This window comes from Mesobacillus zeae, assembly GCF_003570705.1.
In the GTDB taxonomy this organism is placed as follows: Bacteria; Bacillota; Bacilli; order Bacillales; family Cytobacillaceae; genus Mesobacillus_C; species Mesobacillus_C zeae.
Genome location: NZ_QWVT01000006.1, coordinates 1 through 20,145 on the forward strand (window position 1 = coordinate 1; position 20,145 = coordinate 20,145).

The window sequence follows — 20,145 nt, forward strand, 5'->3', positions numbered from 1 at the left end:
GCGCACGTTTAGCGCCGTATGGGCTGGAGCCACCTTACCACGACCAAGAATTTTATTTACAAAAAATCCACAGGGAATGTTCCCCATGGATTCAGGCTTACTGAGCTGTGAAAACCGGTTTCCGTTTTTCGCTGAAAGCATTCAATGCTTCCACACGGTCCTTCGTTGGAATTGTCACCTCATAGGCTTTCGATTCAATTGCCAGGCCTGTTTGAAGATCTGTACTGCAGCCATGCTGAATCGCATATTTAGCCTGCCTGACAGCAATCGGTGCATTTTGCAGTATTTCCTCAGCAAGCTCCCTGCATGACGGCATGACGTTCCCACTAGCAGCCACACTCGTTAAAATCCCAAGCTCCAGAGCTTTTTCTGCTGTTATTTTTCTTGCTGTTAAAATCAGTTCCTTCGCCTTCATTTCACCAATCAGCCTCGATAGGCGCTGCGTCCCCCCAGCACCCGGAATGATTCCCCAGCTAACCTCGGTCATTCCCATCAATGCTGTTTCAGAGGCAATTTTAAAATCGCATGCAAGCATCAGCTCAAATCCGCCGCCAAAAGCAAAACCGTTTACAGCAGCAATTGTCGGCTGCGGCAATTCAGCAACGGCGCTGAAAACATCCCTGATTTTCTTAACATTCCTGCGTACTTCCGCTTCGGTCAGGCTCCTACGTTCCTTCAAATCTGCACCCGCGCTGAATGCCTTCTCTCCAGCACCTGTAAAAATCACTGCTCTGACATCAGGGTCTGTGTGAAGGTTTTCCACAATTTCGCCAAGCTCCTGGAGCGTTTCAAAATTAAAGCAGTTCAGCGAATCAGGGCGATTGATCGTTATATATGCAATATGGTTCTCTTTCTGGAATTGTATAGACCTCATCGTTTCTCTCCCATACTTTCGATAATCGTGGCGATCCCCTGGCCAACACCCACACACATTGTCGCAAGGCCGAATTTTGCCCCGCGTTTTTTCATTTCATATAAAAGTGTCGTCAAAATTCTTGCGCCGCTCGCACCAAGCGGATGTCCAAACGCAATCGCCCCTCCGTTGACATTCACCACAGAACGGTCAAGTCCAAGTTCATTGATGCAAGCCAGCGATTGAGCTGCAAACGCTTCATTCAGCTCAATCAGATTCATATCACCAATAGACAGGCCAGCTCTTTGCAATGCCTTCTCTACAGCATGCACAGGACCCATTCCCATAACAGATGGCTCCAGTCCTGCTGCAGCTGACACGATATACTTGGCCAGAGGCTCAAGCCCAAACTCATCAGCTTTCTCCCGGCTCATGATTAAGAGCGCGGATGCGCCGTCATTCACACCGGAAGCATTGCCGGCAGTGACTGTTCCATTTTTAAACAAAGGCTTGAGTTTTGCCAGCTTATCCGCTGTCGTACCGGGCCGGGGATGCTCATCCCGTTCAATAAGCGTTTTATTGCCTTTTTTATCCTCATAAACGACTGGGACGATCTCGTCTTCAAAACGCCCAGACTCCATCGCTTTTTGCGCCCGCAACTGGCTTTCAGCCGCAAACTCATCCTGTGCTTCCCGTGAGATCTTGTACTTTTCCGCTACATTCTCTGCAGTTTGTGGCATGCTGTCTGTTCCGTACATGTCCTGGAGCTTATCATTGATGAAACGCCAGCCGATCGTTGTATCAAACATCTCCGTATTACCTCTGGGGAATTCTGTTGAAGGCTTTGCCATTACATACGGTGCCCTCGTCATGCTTTCAGTACCGCCGGCAATGAAAATGTCCCCTTCCCCTGCAAGAATCGCCCTTGCCGCATAGTTCACCGCGTCAAGACCAGATCCACACAACCGATTGATTGTCGTTCCCGCAACCTCAACAGGCAGCCCTGCCAATAGGCCTGACATCCTGGCAACATTCCGGTTATCCTCCCCAGCCTGGTTTGCATTTCCGAAAACCACCTCTTCTATTTCCGCCGGAGGCAGCCCTGGATTTCGTTCTATTAACGCTTTTATCACGACAGCCCCAAGATCGTCGGGCCGAATATTTCTCAAGCTTCCATTGTATCTTCCAATTGGAGTCCTTACTGCATCAACGATGACTGCTTCTCTCAATTGCAGTACCTCTCTTTCTTTTAAACTAATGCTTTACAGGCTGGCGGTAGTCATAAACACCGCGCCCCGTTTTCCTGCCTAGGCGCCCTGCCTTTACATATTTCTCCAGCAGTGGTGCAGGACGGTATTTTTCTCCTAATTTTTCATGAAGGTATTTTAAATTATTGAGACGAGTATCAAGTCCTACAAGGTCACCTAATTCGAAGGGTCCCATTGGATAATTCAAACCAAGCTTAATTGCCTTATCAATTTCTTCCGCTGTCCCGACACCTTCCTGGAGCATGTAAAATGCTTCATTCCCTACAAGCGCGCTGATCCTGCTTGTAACAAACCCCGGAAATTCGTTTACGATGACGGTTTCCTTGCCCATCATGATTGCAGCACGCTCAATGGCTTTAGCCGTCTCATCACTCGTTTCCAACCCCCGGACGATCTCGACGAGAGGCATTTTATGGACAGGATTGAAAAAATGCATTGCAATTACTTTTTCAGGTCTCTTTGTAAATGAAGCAATTTCCGTTGGGCTCATCGTTGACGTATTGGAAGCGAACAGGCAATGGGAAGGCGCATGCTGATCAATCACTTCAAAAATCGTCTTTTTAATGTCCATTTTCTCCGGAACAGCCTCAATGATTAGGTCCGCTTCCTTTACATGTTCAGCCATAAAATTCGAATACTGCAGGTGTGCCTTTGCCACCTCGGCGTTTTCGGCGGTGATTTTTCCGCGCGATAACCCTTTTTCAAAAATGCTGTTGATTTCCATCTCCGCATTGCGAAGCTGTTTTTCCTCCACATCGATGAGGACAGTATCGAATCCGCCAAGAGCGCTGACATAGGCGATGCCTCTTCCCATGACTCCAGAACCGATTATGACGAGTTTCTTCATTAATATAAGTACCTCCTTTTCAAACATGAAAGGCGAGCACCCGCAGAAAAAGAGTGCTCGCCGCATTTTTACAGATTAAACGGGTTCAGAGGGCGGCTGCCATAATACGAAACAATACTCTTTGTTTCACAATATAAATCAAGCGTCTCGATACACAGCTCACGTCCGAAACCTGATTGCTTATAGCCTCCAAATGGTGTTCCCGGGAATGCAGAGAACGGGCAGTTCACCATGACAATTCCTGCCTGGATTTGCTTGGAAACTCTTGTTGCACGGCCATAATCCTGTGTCCAGATTGCAGATCCAAGGCCATATTCGCTGTCATTCGCAAGCTTGACAGCCTCTTTTTCGTCCTTGAATTTCATCACAACGACGACAGGACCGAAGATTTCTTCCCTTACCGCTTTCATGCTGTGATTTGTTTCCGCAATGATTGTTGGCTCATACCAGCAGCCATTTTCATAACCTTCTGGAGCTGCTGGCTTTCCGCCTGTTAAAATATTTGCTCCGTCTTCCTCTGCTGATTTGACATAGCTGTCGATCACATCCACTTGCTCTTGGCTGATGACCGCGCCGACATGCGTTTCTTTGTCAAACGGATTGCCAAGCTTGAGCTTTTTTGTTTTAGCGACAAATTTTTCGATAAACTCATCGTAAACCTTTTCATGGACATACAGCCTTGAGCGGGCTTCGCACGACTGGCCTGTGTTGTAGAAAATACCAAACAGTGAACCATCTACAGCTGCATCGATGTCAGCATCTTCAAAGACAATGCTTGGAGATTTTCCGCCAAGCTCAAGGGTTACGCGCTTAAGCGTCTGGGAAGCTCTTGCCATGATGTCCTTACCGATTGGCGTAGAACCGGTAAAAGCTACCTTGTCTACTTTTTCATGCTCAACAAGATAGTTTCCGACCACAGACCCCGAACCTGGAATAACATTCACAACGCCCTCAGGAACACCGGCTTCGATACAAATCTCACCAAGGACAATGGCAGTTAATGGCGTTAAGGAAGCGGGCTTTACAATAACGGAGCAGCCTGTTGCAATTGCCGGGGCAATTTTCCAGGCAGCCATCATCATTGGATAGTTCCAAGGAATAATTTGTGCACAAACTCCGACGGGCTCTTTTTCAGTAGTATTCTGGAAAGCCCCCGGCATGCTGTTCACAGCTCCACGGTGGCTGACAATTGCACCTGCGTAAAACTCGAAATCTTCGATGGCCTGCATAACTTGTCCCTGGGCGGCAGCAAGTGATTTTCCTGTATCCGAAATCTCCAGCTCTACCAATTCATTGAATCTAGCCCTCATTATGGACGCAATTTTATTGAGTGTGCGCGACCTTTTATTCACAGGGAAATGGCGCCACTTGCCAAAATCAAAGGCATTTCGGGCTGCCTGTACGGCCAGCTCGGCGTCTTCCTTAGACGCTTTCGCTACGGTTGCAATTTCCTCGCCTGTCGCCGGATTGAAAACTTTATAGGTTTCACCGTTTGCGCTTTCCTGGCGGACTCCATTAATGATTAAATGATAAAGTTCTCGTTTTGCTGCCAGCGTTTCGAATTTTTGCTCTTTCACTGTTGCCATGTACAACATCTCCTTTTATAGGTGAATTTAGGTATAAAAAGACTCAATGGACGAAACCTATTCTCCCTTGAAAACAGCATTCCTTTTTTCAAGGAATGCACTGACACCCTCTCTATGGTCTACTGTCATTCCGGCAATCCTTTGAGCCTGGGCGTCCCTCTCGAGAAAATCCTCAAGATTTGAATGCCAACTTGCTTTCAGGTTTCTTTTAATCAAGCCAATTGCAACCGTTGGCATATTAGCAAGCCTTTCGGCAAAGGCCGCGATCCCCTCTTCCCATGTATCAGCAGGAATCATTTCTGTTACTAGGCCAAGCTCCTTTGCTTTTTCCGCAGGGAGTTTTTCGCCAAAAACAGCAAGTTCCAACGCTTTAGCGTGGCCAATGATTCTCGGCAAATGATACAAATTACCTGCATCCGGGACCAATCCAACATGGATAAACGCTTCTATAAAGCTGGCTTTGTCCGAGGCCAGGCGAAAGTCGCAAGCAAGCGCGAGGCTCATGCCTGCACCTGCTGCTACGCCATTTACTGCTGCAATGACTGGTTTTTCGCAGCGGTCAAGTTCAATCAGCATCGGATTATAGCGCTTGCGGAGTACCTCACCATGGTCCATTTCTTCCGAGACCCCCGACAAGTCTTCACCCGAACAGAACGCCCTTCCTGCTCCTGTAATAACCAGCGCCCCCACACTTTTGTCACGCGAAGCTGCCTTGATGGCTGACTGAACTTCTTTGTTCAATTCTTTTGTGAAGGCATTCAATTTATCAGGACGGTTCAGGGTTATGTACGCTACCCTATTCCTAACTTCGTACAAAACGGTTTCAAACAAAACGGTATCCCCCTTTATTTCCCTTTAAAATCAGGCTTCCGCTTTTCTTTAAAAGCCCGCATACCTTCCTTCTGATCCTCAGACGCGAAGAGAAGATAAAAATTCTTCCGTTCATATTGCATTCCTTCATAAAGGGAATAATCGACGGCTTTATGAATTGATTCTTTAATCATCCTTACTGCTAGCGGGGGCTGGTTCGCTATGTTGCCAGCGAATTTCATCGTCTCTTCCATCAAAACTTCTTCGGCGAACGTTGAATTGATGATTCCAAAATGCAAAGCCTCTGTTGCAGAAATCCGCTTACCGCTCAGGACCCACTCCATCGCTTTTGTTTTTCCGACGAGCTTTGTCAGCCTCTGCGTTCCGCCAGCACCTGGCATGATGCCCAAATTGACTTCAGGAAAGCCGAATTCAGCCTTTTCGGAAGCAAATAGCATGTCACAGCAAAGCGCCAGTTCGAAAGCGCCGCCTAACGCAAAACCATGGACTGCCCCGATAATAGGCTTCTTGATCCAGGCCAGCCGGTCCCAATCAGTGAATTGGTTGAGCGTTTCAAGACTGATGGCATCTGCATCCATCATTTCGTCTATATCGGCTCCAGCAGCAAATGCCCTTCCCTTTCCTGCCAAGACAATGATTTTAATATCCGGGTCCCTGTCATACTGCTCCATGGCTTCGAGAATTTCCGTAACCATCTGTCGATTTAGGGCATTCAGTACCTTTGGACGATTAAGCTCAATGAGACCGATTTTTCCTTTTACCGCTGTTTCGATATTTTCGAAGCTTCTATTCATCAAGCTCTTCACCGATCATAAACGTGATTAAATCACCGGCAAAACTCATAGCATCCTTTCCGGAAGCTTTACCTTCAGCTGACTTCATCCCTGCTTTCATCGCTTCATGGCTGTCATAGTACATTTCACACATTAAGTAATATTTGCCTTCCCCGCCCATCGGGCTGCCGACGATACGGGTGACTTTCATTTTGCGGAGGCCTGGTATTTTAGCAGTAAGGGGTGCATGTGTTTCAAAGTAATGCTGGTCAAATGCCTCTTTGTTCTCTGGATGCTTATATAGCGCGATTAGTTTTACCATTATAATCTCTCCCTTTGTTCTTGAATGGTTATACCAGAATGAATATATGCTTCAACTAATGAATTGATTAGTACTTGCGGCTCTGAATATCACATCAATGTTGATACCGGCTTCATCGCTTCGAAGGGGTTTTTACATGATTTACAGTATAAAATGCTTCTGCATGCAGTTGGTCCGAAAAGATTTTCCAGCGTCGTATAGGTTGAGCCGCAATATGGGCAATCCGCCTCCCACTCTCCGGTTTCAGCAATGTGCCGAGGCGGCGGGGCAATACCGAATTCTTTCAATCTTTCCCGCCCGATTTTGGTTACTCTGTCAGATGTCCAAGGAGGATGGAAAATAAATTGGACCGTTATGTTTTCGGCTTCTTCTACTTGCGATACAGCGGTGATGACATTCTTCCGGATGATTTCGAGTGCAGGGCAGCCCATAAAAGTGGGCAATAACTTAATGGAAACTCCTTCTGGTGTGATATCCAGCTCTTCAAGCATGCCGAGCTCGATAATCGAAATGCTGTCGATTTCCGGATCCTTCACTGTTTGAAGGGCTTCAAGGACTTTATCTTTTAGCATGCATCATCACCAGCTAGCTGCCGGGTCAAGATTATACACTTCACCCAATATGTCCAAGGCTGATTTCAGATCAACAGTATGTTCGCCGTTCCGTCCATTGCCATTTTTCATGCCAAACTTTTCAGGTATGTTAAAGTTCACTGATTCAAAAACGGGTGACATCCTATTAACCCAGGCTGCCCGCAGAGTATCCTCTGAGTCTATTAAACTGTGCTTAGTAAGTTCCGGACCTGAATTGCCTAAAGAAAACAAACCATCGAGATCATCTAATACTATCTTGATTGCTGACTCCATCCTTGTTCTTGCTTCCCCGCCTGCATCCATTAGCTGTGTAAACCACGTTTTCCAGTGCAGCAAGTGGTAATAAAGCTCCATGCTCACTTTCACTGCAGCTTCGGCCAAAGGCTGATACGATGAGTTTTTCAGCGATTCAATCTTGATTTTTTTCGCCTGAGCGTAAAAGTAATTGCGTACTACGGCAAACGCCCAGTCATAATGCGGTTCTGCCAAGTATGTCCCTAGCCCGTTTACTTTTTCCAGCAGGACCGCATTCTTTCTTTCGCCAGCCGACCGGACATGGGCCAGTTCATCAGCATCGCCAGCTCCCAAGTCCTGAAGCAGCTGGTAAAACATCGCTGCATGCCCCATCGTATCTTGGCTGATGGAAGAAAACGCCACATCCTCCTCGATATGGGGGGCGAGCCCCAGCCATTCTGAACCGCGGTAGGACAGGATGAAATCGTCATCCGCAAGCTGGAAAAGAAGTTCAATCGCTGAGTTGTGATAGCATTCATCTTTCAAGGCATCCACAAGTGTATGTGTCATTTATTCTGCTTCCCTCCCCACGATAGAATTTCTTTTTCATCAAGCATCTCTTGCTCATAGAACCGCCATTTCTTCTTTAAATAGCCGTAGCCCTTTGTATTCCGGTAGTCCTTATTATCCAGCCTTTGGAGCGACTGGCGCTCCTCAAGCGTCATTTTACGTACATCATCACGTTTAACGATCCAAATATCTGCAACAGGCTCGCGCCGCATGAAGTTCTCCTGTGCCATCACCAGTGCCAGCTCATGGTTCGGAGCCAGCAAAGAAAATTGATACTGTAAAGGCGAAGTATCCGTCCGCTTGCTGAACACCTCAAACTCCTGATAAAAACCCTTACCCGACATCATCACTCCCCCTCCCTTAATAGGGGGTCAGGCCCCCGCTCGATTAAAGCGTTAATCCACCGGGGGCCTGACCCCCAGCGCGTTAATTCTGCAATGCGTCAATGACCCATTTGTTGTTGGTATAAGAAATTTCTCTTAACCTCAACCGCTCTTTTGATTTAGGCCCATTGTTCTTGATGATTTGTTTAAATTTGCTCCAATCAGGTTGCAGATACTGCCACATTCCTGCATCCTGGTCGAAATGCATTGTCTCATCAGGCAAGGTCAAGCCTAGCGACAGGACACGGGGAATATACTTTGTAAAGAAATCCTGACGGAGCTCCTCATTTGTTTTTGTCCTGATCTTATATTTAATTGTCGTATCCTGTTTGGATGTACCTGTAGTAGATGCATCTCCTGGCCCGAAAAACATTAGGAGCGCTTCCCACCAGCGATTGATTGAATCCTGGATCATCGCTTTCTGTTCATCCGTCCCCTCTGCCAATGCCATGATGATTGCCTCGCCGTGCTGAGCGTGAAAAACCTCCTCGGCACAGATTCTCTTCAAGGCCCTTGCATATGGGCCATATGACGCATCCAGCATATTGGTCTGTGTAATAATGGCAGCCCCATCGACAAGCCAGCCAATCAAACCTGCATCTCCCCAAGTCTTCGCTTCCATGTGGAAGACATTATGAAACTTCAAATCTCCCGAAAGCAAATCCCTGATGATATTCTCCCTTGTCTTCCCAAGAGGTTTCATTAAATCCTCCGCTACTCTTAAAAGCAATTGCCCATGGCCCATTTCATCCTGCACCTTCGCCATAATTCCAAGCTTTCTTCTTAATGAAGGAGCTTTAGGCACCCACTCTTTTTCCGGCAGTGCTCCCATGATTTCACTGATGCCATGCATAGAAATCAACTTGATTAGCGTCATTCGATATTCATCAGGCATCCAGTCTTCTGTTTCAATTTTTTCACCAGCTTCGATTCGTTCCATAAAGCGATCATAATTCGCTTCCTCTGTCAGCTGTCCAATGGAAACGGTATTCACCATACTGCTGTCCTCCTCGAAATTACGTACTGATTGGTTCCTTTGTCTTATCAATGATCCGAACCGCCTTCCCTTCTGAACGGGGAATGGTCTTGGGACGGTGCACCCGGACTTCCATCGAAACAAGGCATTGGCTCCTGACCAATGACTGTATCCTTTGTTCCAGACGGAAAACAGTATCTGAAATGGGGTCTTCCCCAATTCCCTTGAAGAATTCCTCATTCATCTCAACATGAAGTTCAAGAACCTTTAAAGTCTTTTTGGGTAAAATTTGAATCTGATAATGTGGCGCAAGTTCCGGCACGGTAAGCATACAATGCTCAATCTGAGATGGGAACACATTCACGCCATTGATGATCAGCATGTCATCGATCCGCCCTATTACCCTCGACATTCTCACAGTCGTCCGGCCGCAGCTGCACTTTTCCCTGTTCAGTGACGCAATGTCACCCGTACGGTAGCGAATAACTGGAAAAGCTTCCTTTGAAAGGCTTGTAAAAACAAGCTCTCCTTCTTCGCCATCAGGAACAGGCTTCATCGTTTCAGGGTCAATTACTTCAACATAAAAATGGTCTTCGGCAATATGGAGGCCATTTTGTGCTTCGTGGCATTCATTTCCTACACCCGGACCGATTACTTCGCTAAGACCATAAATATCGCAAGCCTTGATTCCAAGCTTGTTTTCAAGCGTCTTCCTCATTTCCTCCGACCACGGTTCAGCCCCGAAAATTCCGTATTTTAAGGAGGTTTGCCGTGGGTCCTTTCCCATTTCTTCCATTGTTTCAGCGATATTTAAAATATAAGATGGCGTCCCGCAAATGATTTCCGGCTTAAAATCCTCAATTAGCATGATTTGGCGCTGTGTGTTGCCACCTGAAACAGGCACAGTCACTGCCCCAAGCTTTTCACTTCCGTAATGAATGCCAAGCCCACCTGTAAAAAGTCCGTACCCGTATGCGTTATGGAGTACCTTGCCCGGCTCCCCGCCCGCGAGGGCGATTGACCTGGCGACAATCTCGCTCCACATTTCAATATCATTTTTTGTGTACCCAACCACAGTCGGCTTCCCGCTCGTACCCGAGGAAGCATGAACTCTAACCAGCTCGCTTGGCGGCACCGCAAACATCCCAAAGGGATAGTTATCGCGCAAATCCTGCTTCTCGGTAAAAGGGAGCGCTTCCATATCTTCCAGAACATTAAACATTTCAGGTGAAAAATTCACCTTTTCAAATTTTTCCCGATAAAACGGAACCCTCAAGGCCACCCGCTCCAAAACCATCTTCAATCGCTGCAGCTGCACCCCTTCGATAAAAGCGCGGCTTTTCGTTTCAATTTCATGTAAAATCAAGTGTTCCCCTCCCGGATTACATAAAATATTATTTATATAACGTTTTATTATCGTGATGTGAATTAAGTGTTATATATTTTAAATCAAAGATAACGTGTAAATAGTGAAAAGTCAAATACTTTTCAGAAAATTTTAATTTTAACAAATAATATTGTATCTATTATCCTTGTACTGTAAATATTTTGTTGATAAAAAAAGAACTTGGAATACAAAATATTAAATGCCTATAGGCTGACACCGTTGTAGATTTCAGGAAGCTAAACAGTGAAATATATTGTTTAAAAAACAAAAAGGATAGTGAAAGCCGATGTGGTATCAGCTTACTATCCTTTCTATTGGAAGATTACTAGTCCCTGTTCAAATGCTAGCGGGAAATGACTTTATGCGGTAGAATATTAAGAAAATACAGTAAAAATGAAAATTGTATCTTAAATCGAGGTTTATTACTATAGGAAAATATTTTTTATCATGCAGCCAGTCTCGCTATCCAATATTTCACGTCCATAATAATGATAATGGTGGTTGGGTGCCTGCCTATTTTGCTGCAAGATCTTGCATTCAATGTAGAGGAATACTTTGCGAGTATTCAGAAGCTTGCTGTGAACATGCTGACAATGAAGGATCTTACCTTTGATGGTACACATCCCATTTTCCCAGGGGTCTTCGACAGATATGTCCTGTCCCTGAAGCTTATGGTATTGTTAATAATTTCAGTAATCACTTTGTCATTTCTTGTTTCCTACTCAGTGGTACTGATTTTTATAATGCAGAAGAAGTATATTTTAAACGGAATAGAAACCTTATGGTCTCTCCCAGATTTAGTCTCCATCTTCCTGCTTCAGCCCTTTTTTATATGGGTAACAAAAATGATCCTGGTGTACAGGATTTTCTCAGAGCTGGATAAAAACTATGCCCAATTTACGAAGGCAAAGGGATTGTCATCCCTAAATATCTTGAATGTCCATATCCTGCGAAATATCTGGCAAGATTTGCTGCTTCCATCATCCATTTTGGATCAGGGCCGTTTATGAAGTGATTCTCCTAGTCCTGATAGCCGTACCGCCTCTATCAATCCAATTGAGGGAGCAAAAACGGCGTATCTGGGATAAAGGGTTCGTTGAAGCTGCGCTTATACTCGGAGGAGGCAAAAACCACATTTATGTGAAGCATATCCTTCCACAGCTCTATGAGGAGTGGGTGCTTATTTTTGGACAGCAATTGTTACAAGTACTGACTTTGCTCGTCCACCTCGGTGTCCTAGAAATCCTATTTGGCGGGACGGTGATTGGATTTGGTCTTGACAGTGGAAATGAGCCAACCTCTGTTTCCCATGAATGGTCTGGGCTTATCGGAAACAATCTTTGCTTTTTATCCGTCAACCAGTGGATCCTGTTTTTTCCAGTGCTGTTTTTTACAATGACCGCTCTATGTGTTTCGATGATTAACAGCGCAATTATAGACTGGTTCAATTTTAAAGAGATCCGAAGAAAAAATGGAGCAGCCTGATAGATCATTTTCCTTCCACTGAAAGCTAATCTATCAGTGGAAGGAAATAAAAAAGCCATGCAAAAGTGAGCATGACAATTAATATTTTCGTGTAAAAAGTCCTGGATATTCAATTACAAGTCCATCGGAGTCAGCTATTATATCAGATTGAAAGTTGCCGCTTTTATAATGAAACTCTCTACACTCTAATGAAGAATTTACTAACTTATAACTTTGTTTTACCTTCTTAAGACTTAAATCAGGCACTGAAATATAGACCATTTCAAAATCCCTTGAAGTCTCCGGTCCCCACTTTAAACGGTTAATTGGTAAAGAATTAGTAAAAGGTGTGCAAGAAATATCGATATCAATCGCTCCCTGCAGTTCAATCATTTCTTTGCCGTTTTTGTCAAACCACTTTCCCCTCCCGTTGGAAGTTATATGGAGAGACTCATTAAAATTGAGGATTTCCATATCTAATTGTTTAAAGACCCAATTTTCATCCAGTCCAACATCGTATTTTATAAGGTAGGGCAAGGTATCCTTAATCCCAATCACTGTACTTTCTATACTAATGCCATCTTCCGAAAAAGAAATTTCCATAAGCTCACTTCCAATAGTCGCACGGTTTTCCCAAACTATTGTTTTCTTCATCATGTATCACCACCTTATACTTTATAATCTTAAAACAATTCTCGCAAATTTTCATAGCAACCTTAAAAAAAATCAGTATTTACCCCAAATATGTCCAGCTGGTACACTATCGTATAACCATTATATTGACCAAACTCACATTTTTGTGAGATGTGAAATTTTGTAGAGTCTTCTAGGCTCTGTTTCATTCGCTCGTTGTCCATGCCTGGACGATGGGCGTTTTTTATTTCAATGGACCCCAACACAAAATAATGAAAGGAAGAAAACAAATTTGAGATACTCTTTCTTAATATTGTTAGGCAGCTTTTGTTATGGATTGCTTTCAACGATTGTAAAGCTTGGGTTACTAGATGGGTACTCAATCCAGGACCTTGTAGGCGGCCAGTATGTATTTGGCTGGATTGGATTATTCATGATTGTCCTTCTTTTCTCCCGTCACAGAGTTTCAAAAAAGAATCTGATTACACTTTTAACGGTCGGAACGACGATGAGCATGACCGGTATATTTTATGGCTTTGCAGTGGAAGAGCTATCAGCCTCAATAGCCGTCCTATTATTATTCCAATTCACATGGATGGGAGTATTCATTGAAGCGGTTGCCACTCGAACATTCCCAATCCGTGAAAAAGTTATTTCCATTCTTATTTTATTCGTTGGAACATTACTTGCTGGCGGAGTATTCGAGGCCTTGTCCCAAAACTTTACGTGGAGAGGCACGATTTTCGGCTTATTAATTCCACAAAAAATCACAGCTGATTTTTTCATTCTCTATAATAGAAAAACTGTCAATAAAAAAAGAACCTTTTTGAGGTTCTTTCTTCGAAACGTGAAACGTAGCCAAAATCACATTAACCGTTCAATAACTTCTTTTACCTGGTGGAAAAGCATTAGGAAATTGCTTCACAATAGCTCTCGTGATTGCATCTGCCATGTGTAACGCTTGCGTCTCATATTTGTCATACACAGCTACACCAGACTGATAATCTTTTTGAAGCATAAACACTGCCTGAGCTTTAACAAATGCAAGATGTTCATAAAACATGTTTCTAAATTCATTTTCCGATATATAGGGATTTACTTTGCTTATGAATGCTGCTATTTCATCTGCATTCTCGTACCACTTTCTTTCAATGGATGCCGCAGCAGTTTGATCTCCCTTCTTAGCCGCCTTGACAAGATCAGCAGCGATGACCAAGTGAGCTTTAATTAGACTTTCATAGTGTGCGCCAACTTGTTTTCCATAAAATCGGGCCATAAAATTCCCCATATCTGTGGCATTACGTAAAAGGCGTGCAATAACAAATTCTGCATCGGGTAAATTAAAAACAAGGCTTAAGATTGCAAACCTTGTCCAGGCTATATGCTGCTCCCATAGAAATCGCATATGACTTTTTAAATTTACCTCTGCATTACTTATATAAGAATGTTGGAAAACCCTTGATGCTTGAGAATACATAGTTCCACTCCTTTTTTGTTCTTATATACAGTATTGCGGGTGAAATTTTAGAGTGATAGTCCATTTTATTTTTAAATATTACTCGCGTTGTAATATATTCAAGGTTTCAACAAGAAAAATTCCCCAAAAGGAAAGGCACCCTTTTACTCGAGTAAAAAGGTGCCTTCATCTAGCAGTATTAGGCTTTATCGGCCGCCTGGGTTGAGACTTGCCAGGTTACACCGAATTGATCGCTCACTTGTCCATAATATGGGCTCCAAAATGTTTCTTGCAGCGGCATTAAAACTTTTCCGCCCTTTTGCAGCTTTTCGAACACTTCTTTTGTTTTTTCTTTTTCATTAATAATAAGGGCGATGGTAACTTGGTCTCCAATCTGATAAGGCTGACCTGGGAAAGTATCGGAGAGCATTAAGTCCACATCACCAACTTTAAGATGCGCATTCAATATACGGTCTTTTGCTTCAGGAGGAAGAGGGTACTCAGGATTCTCGGGCATATCCCCAAAAGTTTGAACTCCAAGAACTTTTGCATCTAACGCATTCTCGTAAAACCTGACTGCTTCCTGCCCATCACCATTTAAAACAAGATACGGATACATACTTAATACCATAAGACACCTCTTTTTTTGAAATTTATAAAAAAATGAAGATCAAAAAACAACCACTAACTTAAAATTACCCTATTTAGCATATTTATGCCAACCTTTTTAATGTTTTATTTATTGTCCCCATTTCGACTGTTTCAGTCAGAATAGTTGAAGAAATAATTGTTACTCATAGTATCCAATTTCTTACTAACAAGGCGATAGGTAAAAAAGATATTTCAGCTTCACTTAGTAAAAATGTGCCTATGCGCGTCCTTTTCCTATAAACTCTGTAAAAACTGCTCCCATCTTTTTGAATTGATAAGAATCCACCCTTTTTAATAATCATCTAGACCATTCGTCTCCAAGATACTCTTTTAATTCCTCTACCACGAGCGGATACTGATAGATAACGTTTTCAATCTCATATATGATGTCCTTGTCCTCTTCCCGTACCCCCTACGGATGAATTTTCTCTCCATGATCTGGCGGACCTCCCCCGAATTCATCAGCGATGGGCTGATAGGTCGGGGCTGTCTGACTCCCGAGGCCAAAGTAACTTTGAAGGATTTGAATATCCCGCTCGAAATTGTCACCCTGCCGGTTCCTTTTTATTATCATGGTTTCGATACTATATCTTGTCAACATAACGTTTCCTCTTTGAAATTTCGTACAACAAGAACAAGTTGGGATGGTTAACTTTGCATCGGCAAATGTATAAGGGGAGAAAAACGAAAGGAATGAGACAATGGAAGAGCATATAGGGACCAAGGAAATTTGGCGTTTCCTGGCACTTCCCGAAGGACGGAGCTATTCTTTAGTTCCTTTAAAGTTCTATACGTGTATTAATCCTTCCTGGCTACAGACACACCCAAGGCAAATTTACTATCTATTGAAAAAGTAGAATAACCCCTTCTTTCTAACAAAACTATCATCATGTTTCCTTAAATAATTCTCCAGTTTGAGAATGAATTAATTGATATTTCTTATCTTTTCAAAAGGAGCTGAGATTGTAATGTTGGAAAGGTCACCTATTTTCCAATGTATAATGCTGGTTTTTCTATTGATTTATGTAGCATTAAACGGAACTTAGATAATAATGTGGGTGAATTCTCTTCAACGCACACTAATATTATGAAGCACCCCATAACGAAATTTTGTTCCCATTTGGATAGAAAAATGCTTACTTTTATCATTCGGGGGAGTAGCTGTTTCTTAAGTTATCCCCGTTAAAAACTTTATTTTTTTACCAGACAGGTCTTAACCTCGATGATAATGTACCTTCATTTGCTACATAAACTAATTTTGTTAATACTTCTTTTAGCATTTGCATTCGTTCAGCACCTATGATTTCAATCCAACGTTGCTCAATCTCAGTTAGTATCTCCTCTTTTGCTTTCACTACTAACCAACCTTGTTCGGTCAAAACAATAATTTTTCCTCTCTTATCAGTGGGATGAGTTTGGCGTATTACATAACCACTTTTCTCAAGATAATCCACCATTTTACTCACTGCTTGTTTTGTAATTCCTAAATGTTCGGCTAGTTCCATCCCTGTCGCTCCATTAGGAATGATACGTTTAAACATAAAACCATGTGCCGGTTTAATATCTCCATATCCCAACTTACTCAATCTGTCGTGTAGTTCATTAATCAATGTACTAAAGGATAATGACAAAAGTGCTGCAAGATCCAATTCATTAAATACTTGGTTCATACATAAACCCTCCTTAAATAAAGTCAATTAAGTTGACTTTATTTGAAATCCATTGTACTATGCATTTTGTAGTCAATCAAGTTGACTATATTGCTTTTGTTATCATGGGCTTCGCTAAAAAAATCAATTCAATATGGAGGTTCTATATGATTCACATGGTTAAAATTAGAGCAAGTGTATTTATTCCAATACCTTGGACTGAACCTAGGAAGGATTTGCAAACGGGAAAGGTAATCCAATTCGAAGGTGACTCACGTGAATTTACACCTTATGCTGTAAACACTATGCGTTCCAGAATTGAACAAGAAGTAGTTGTAGATTTTTATAAAAAAGAAATTTTCTCATATGCGAATACTGGCATAACAACAGAAAGAGTCACAGATCTAGATGGTTCCGTTATTAAAAGAACTGGAAAAGCAAGTACAGAAGGTATTTTGTGCACTAATATTGTATGGAGTTCTGATGACGTCAAGTTTCAAATGAGTGCAAGTGCTAGCAACCCATTAAATGTATATGCACCTCCCGTTGACTATCTATTAACTGTACATGTCAAAAATGACGGTATTGTCGAGGTTCAAGGTTCCCATGATGGATTCCCATGTTTTGAATTTTATAAGCAAGTAAATTTTGGTCCGTTTGAACAAATTTATACACATGATTTCAGAGAAACTGGTGATACGCCTGAAGCTCTAGCTGGAGAAATGGAGTATAGTTTTAAAAAGATATTGTAAAGAAAATGTGTTACCACATTATTATCAAACCAAGATACATTTGTATTCATAATAAGTATACCGCCCATAAACAGGGAAGACCTCAAATTAAATAAATTTAGACAAGAAATGCTATAGGTTTTATTCCGCTATGGCATACAAAACAATTTAAATTGACACAAAACAAATGAAGAAAAAACCAGTAGCGTTTTTTCTATTTTGGTGTGGTTTAGATATACCTAATAATAATAATTACCATGGGGTGCCCTTTATATATATACCAATTTAAAAGTGAGTAACAGGAGGAAAAGAGAATGACAACAGTTTTATTTGTAAAAGCAAACAACCGTCCAGCAGATCAGGCGGTTAGTGTGAAATTATATGAGACTTTTTTAGCTTGCTATAAAGAATCGCATCAAAATGATACAGTGGTAGAGCTTGATTTATACAATGAAGAATTGCCATATGTAGGAGTGGATATGATTAACGCCACTTTTAAGGCTAGTAAAGGACTTGATTTAACAGAAAAAGAAGCAAAGGCAATAGCTGTTGCTGATAAATATTTAGATCAATTCCTTGCAGCTGATAAAGTTGTATTTGGTTTCCCGCTATGGAATTTAACAATCCCAGCTGTACTACACACATATATTGATTACTTAAACCGCGCAGGCAAAACATTTAAATATACGCCAGAAGGTCCAGTAGGGCTTATTGGAAATAAGAAAATTGCATTATTAAACGCAAGTGGCGGTGTATATTCTAAAGGACCAGCAGCTGAAATGGAAATGGCTGTTAAATATATAGCAAGTATGATGGGCTTCTTCGGTGTAAAAGATATGGAGAAAGTAGTGATTGAAGGTCACAGCAAATTCCCAGATAAAGCAGAAGAAATTATTGCTGCAGGGCTTGAAAAAGCTGTTAAAGTAGCAAGTATATTCTAATTAGCATTTAACAAAACACCATAGCAGTACCAACACTTTTAAGCGGTGGTACTGCTTTTTTATTCGCTTATCCCACTACTTTTGGGTGGTAAGAACCCAATTGCTGCGAGCTTTTCATTCTCAACTTATTGAACCGATAGTAAGAAGGAAGGATTACATTACAATGGAACGTTTATGGACAAAAAACTATATAATGCTGACAATTACAGCATTATTACTATTTAGTGGTTTTTATTTACTAATGCCAACACTGCCTATGTTTATTAAACAATTAGGTGGAAGTGAATCTCAAGTTGGATTTATTATTGGAGTGTTTACAATTTCGGCAGTAATTCTTCGTCCTATTGTTGGAGGATTAATGGATCGATATGGTCGACGAGTATTTATAATAAGCGGACTACTATTTTTTGCAATTACAATGTATTTTTATGATTGGGTAACAGGAATTGTATTTTTAGTGGTATTACGTATCTTACATGGAATGGGTTGGGCAATTGCTACAACTTCGATAGGAACTGCTGTGACTGATGTTATTCCACAATCACGTCGTGGAGAAGGAATGGGATGGTATGGACTTGCAATGACTTTAGGCATGGCTTTAGGACCAATATTAGGTCTTTGGGTAGCAAAATCATTTTCATTTCATTATCTATTTCTTCTATGCACAGCATTAGCAATTATTGCATTCATACTTGCAATTGGTACAAAAATTCCAGCAGTTCAACATACATCAAAAAAACCAATATCATTTTTTGAAACAACAGTTTTACCAGTCGCTATTGTTACATTTTTCCTATCCTTTACTTTTGGTGGCATTACAACATTTTTACCACTGTTTGCGGCAAACATTCAAGTTAATGTTGGTACTTTTTTCTTAGTTTATGCTGTCACACTTACAGTAATTAGACCACTTGCAGGGAAGATATCTGATAAATATGGAGAAGGGGTCATTATTGTTCCTGCGCTTTTGACACTGATAGTCGCACTATTAGTCCTCACAATGACAAAAGGGCTTGTTGGACTAGTTATTACCGCTATTTTGTACGGAATTGGATTTGGATCAGCACAACCTGCTCTTCAAGTAGTAATTATACGATTAGCTCCACCAGAGAAAAGAGGAGTAGCAAACGCTACATTTTTTACTGCTTTTGATTTAGGGATTGGGTTAGGAGCTATTCTTCTAGGGCTTGTTTCACAGCTCATGGGTTATCAAATGTTGTTTATTGTTTGTGCTGCATCTGGGTTTATTAGTCTGTTAATTTTTATTTTGTTTGTAAAAAAGACATTAAAATAATTCAAAGCGTATTCTTTTGTAGAATTGTTTAAAAAGATTAATTTTCCTTGTAATTTATGTCTGAGATAATAGAATATGAATCCCTTATTTTTTGAAATGACAGTTTGTCAACCTATGTGCGACAATTCTTCATAAAACGCTTCGTGTGCGGTTTTCCAGTTCAAACATTACGAGGACGATGATTACTTCCTTGGTATCCGTCCCTTTAGGAAAGAATTCACGTAGAGGGCCATTCACATTTTCGTTACTGCCCCGCTGCCAGGAGGAATAAGGGTCGGCAAAATAATCGTATATGGGCAAATCTTTTTCAAACTGCTTGTAACATGCAGATTCTTTCCCTCTATCCACGGTCGCAGTCTTAAAAGCTATTTTTTTTACAAGGAGGAAACATGCTTTATTGCACTTTCCATGGATGTCGAAGTTCTGTCCGGTATAACAATCGCCTTTTAGAAGCGTGTTTCTCTCTCTATGAACGTAGCCATGCAGCCTTTGCTTTCTTTTCGTTCCCTTACCTCTTTCGGCCTTTTCCGGATGGAAGTACCCACATTTAGACGCCCGCGTTTCTCCCTCGTTTTTTTGGCGTTTGCCCTTTTGCCGAAGGACATTGAGATTGCCCTTTGTGATAAGCCCCCGGTAAAGCCAATAGTATATTGTTTTCGCCAGGCAGTCCCGTTTTCTATCTGTTCAGGGGACCAGGTGAGCT

22 protein-coding genes and 2 pseudogenes are annotated in these 20,145 nt (G+C 42.1%); 6 read left to right on the forward strand and 18 right to left on the reverse strand.

Annotation, left to right across the window (positions count from 1 at the left end; all coding sequences use genetic code 11):
* Window positions 1–97: 97 nt before the first annotated feature.
* From D1970_RS01705 to D1970_RS01760, 12 genes are all read right to left on the reverse strand, one after another.
* Window positions 98–874, reverse strand: coding sequence for an enoyl-CoA hydratase-related protein (locus D1970_RS01705; RefSeq protein ID WP_119111160.1), 777 nt, complete (start codon window positions 872–874; stop codon window positions 98–100).
* Window positions 871–2,082, reverse strand: a complete 1,212-nt coding sequence (locus D1970_RS01710) for a thiolase family protein (protein WP_119111161.1) — start codon at window positions 2,080–2,082, stop codon at window positions 871–873. The genes D1970_RS01705 and D1970_RS01710 overlap by 4 nt, the downstream gene beginning before the upstream one ends.
* A gap of 25 nt (window positions 2,083–2,107) precedes the next feature.
* The gene (locus D1970_RS01715) at window positions 2,108–2,968 is read right to left on the reverse strand and encodes a 3-hydroxyacyl-CoA dehydrogenase (protein WP_119111162.1); all 861 of its coding nucleotides are present in this window, start codon (window positions 2,966–2,968) and stop codon (window positions 2,108–2,110) included.
* A gap of 68 nt (window positions 2,969–3,036) precedes the next feature.
* A complete protein-coding gene (locus D1970_RS01720) occupies window positions 3,037–4,554 on the reverse strand; it encodes an aldehyde dehydrogenase family protein (RefSeq protein WP_119111163.1) in 1,518 nt (505 codons plus the stop codon).
* Window positions 4,555–4,611: 57 nt separating this feature from the next.
* Window positions 4,612–5,385, reverse strand: a complete 774-nt coding sequence (locus D1970_RS01725; protein WP_119111164.1) for an enoyl-CoA hydratase-related protein — start codon at window positions 5,383–5,385, stop codon at window positions 4,612–4,614.
* Between the two features lie 14 nt (window positions 5,386–5,399).
* Window positions 5,400–6,179 (reverse strand): enoyl-CoA hydratase-related protein, encoded by a 780-nt coding sequence (locus D1970_RS01730; RefSeq protein WP_119111165.1) that lies wholly within the window; start codon window positions 6,177–6,179, stop codon window positions 5,400–5,402.
* On the reverse strand, window positions 6,172–6,480 hold the full coding sequence (locus tag D1970_RS01735; RefSeq protein ID WP_119111166.1) for an EthD family reductase: 309 nt from the start codon (window positions 6,478–6,480) through the stop codon (window positions 6,172–6,174). Before D1970_RS01735 ends, D1970_RS01730 begins: the two co-directional genes overlap by 8 nt.
* An 89-nt stretch (window positions 6,481–6,569) precedes the next feature.
* Entirely contained in the window at window positions 6,570–7,052 is a 483-nt protein-coding gene (gene paaD, locus D1970_RS01740) for a 1,2-phenylacetyl-CoA epoxidase subunit PaaD (RefSeq protein ID WP_119111167.1), read from the reverse strand.
* Between the two features lie 6 nt (window positions 7,053–7,058).
* Window positions 7,059–7,877: a 1,2-phenylacetyl-CoA epoxidase subunit PaaC gene (gene paaC / locus D1970_RS01745; protein WP_119111168.1), complete on the reverse strand. Its 819-nt coding sequence runs from the start codon at window positions 7,875–7,877 to the stop codon at window positions 7,059–7,061.
* The gene (gene paaB / locus D1970_RS01750) at window positions 7,874–8,221 is read right to left on the reverse strand and encodes a 1,2-phenylacetyl-CoA epoxidase subunit PaaB (RefSeq protein WP_119111169.1); all 348 of its coding nucleotides are present in this window, start codon (window positions 8,219–8,221) and stop codon (window positions 7,874–7,876) included. Before paaB ends, paaC begins: the two co-directional genes overlap by 4 nt.
* An 82-nt stretch (window positions 8,222–8,303) precedes the next feature.
* Window positions 8,304–9,257, reverse strand: coding sequence for a 1,2-phenylacetyl-CoA epoxidase subunit PaaA (paaA, locus tag D1970_RS01755; protein ID WP_119111170.1), 954 nt, complete (start codon window positions 9,255–9,257; stop codon window positions 8,304–8,306).
* Between the two features lie 19 nt (window positions 9,258–9,276).
* The gene (locus tag D1970_RS01760; RefSeq protein WP_119111171.1) at window positions 9,277–10,602 is read right to left on the reverse strand and encodes a phenylacetate--CoA ligase family protein; all 1,326 of its coding nucleotides are present in this window, start codon (window positions 10,600–10,602) and stop codon (window positions 9,277–9,279) included.
* Between the two features lie 539 nt (window positions 10,603–11,141).
* Between D1970_RS01760 and D1970_RS01765 the strand changes: the two genes are divergently transcribed.
* Both D1970_RS01765 and D1970_RS01770 read left to right on the forward strand, forming a co-directional pair.
* Window positions 11,142–11,633 (forward strand): hypothetical protein, encoded by a 492-nt coding sequence (locus tag D1970_RS01765; protein WP_119111172.1) that lies wholly within the window; start codon window positions 11,142–11,144, stop codon window positions 11,631–11,633.
* 1 nt (window position 11,634) lies between these two features.
* Window positions 11,635–12,108 carry an ABC transporter permease subunit gene (locus D1970_RS01770; protein WP_181213290.1) on the forward strand — a complete coding sequence of 158 codons (474 nt, stop codon included), beginning with the start codon at window positions 11,635–11,637 and terminating at the stop codon, window positions 12,106–12,108.
* Between the two features lie 78 nt (window positions 12,109–12,186).
* Here D1970_RS01770 and D1970_RS01775 read toward each other — a convergent pair whose 3' ends face one another.
* The gene (locus tag D1970_RS01775) at window positions 12,187–12,744 is read right to left on the reverse strand and encodes a putative glycolipid-binding domain-containing protein (protein WP_119111174.1); all 558 of its coding nucleotides are present in this window, start codon (window positions 12,742–12,744) and stop codon (window positions 12,187–12,189) included.
* A gap of 268 nt (window positions 12,745–13,012) precedes the next feature.
* Between D1970_RS01775 and D1970_RS01785 the strand changes: the two are divergent.
* Window positions 13,013–13,474, forward strand: a pseudogene (locus D1970_RS01785) (EamA family transporter); the annotation flags it as partial.
* A gap of 123 nt (window positions 13,475–13,597) precedes the next feature.
* Here D1970_RS01785 and D1970_RS01790 read toward each other — a convergent pair.
* The 4 genes from D1970_RS01790 to D1970_RS01805 all read right to left on the reverse strand — a co-directional run bounded on the left by D1970_RS01790 (window position 13,598) and on the right by D1970_RS01805 (window position 16,497).
* Window positions 13,598–14,197 (reverse strand): acetylglutamate kinase, encoded by a 600-nt coding sequence (locus D1970_RS01790; protein ID WP_181213291.1) that lies wholly within the window; start codon window positions 14,195–14,197, stop codon window positions 13,598–13,600.
* 178 nt (window positions 14,198–14,375) lie between these two features.
* A complete protein-coding gene (locus D1970_RS01795; protein WP_119111176.1) occupies window positions 14,376–14,807 on the reverse strand; it encodes a VOC family protein in 432 nt (143 codons plus the stop codon).
* Between the two features lie 432 nt (window positions 14,808–15,239).
* A complete protein-coding gene (locus D1970_RS01800; RefSeq protein ID WP_119111177.1) occupies window positions 15,240–15,428 on the reverse strand; it encodes a hypothetical protein in 189 nt (62 codons plus the stop codon).
* Window positions 15,429–16,026: 598 nt separating this feature from the next.
* The gene (locus D1970_RS01805; RefSeq protein WP_119111178.1) at window positions 16,027–16,497 is read right to left on the reverse strand and encodes a MarR family winged helix-turn-helix transcriptional regulator; all 471 of its coding nucleotides are present in this window, start codon (window positions 16,495–16,497) and stop codon (window positions 16,027–16,029) included.
* Between the two features lie 146 nt (window positions 16,498–16,643).
* Here D1970_RS01805 and D1970_RS01810 point away from each other — a divergent pair, with 146 nt between their 5' ends.
* The 3 genes from D1970_RS01810 (at window position 16,644) to D1970_RS01820 (ending at window position 19,442) form a co-directional block, all read left to right on the forward strand.
* Window positions 16,644–17,228 (forward strand): DUF3238 domain-containing protein, encoded by a 585-nt coding sequence (locus D1970_RS01810; RefSeq protein WP_119111179.1) that lies wholly within the window; start codon window positions 16,644–16,646, stop codon window positions 17,226–17,228.
* A 293-nt stretch (window positions 17,229–17,521) separates the two neighbouring features.
* The gene (locus D1970_RS01815) at window positions 17,522–18,148 is read left to right on the forward strand and encodes an FMN-dependent NADH-azoreductase (RefSeq protein ID WP_119111180.1); all 627 of its coding nucleotides are present in this window, start codon (window positions 17,522–17,524) and stop codon (window positions 18,146–18,148) included.
* A 157-nt stretch (window positions 18,149–18,305) separates the two neighbouring features.
* Entirely contained in the window at window positions 18,306–19,442 is a 1,137-nt protein-coding gene (locus D1970_RS01820) for an MFS transporter (protein WP_498071992.1), read from the forward strand.
* Window positions 19,443–19,549: 107 nt separating this feature from the next.
* Here D1970_RS01820 and D1970_RS22690 read toward each other — a convergent pair.
* Window positions 19,550–20,145 (reverse strand): annotated as a pseudogene (locus D1970_RS22690) (IS30 family transposase); the annotation flags it as partial.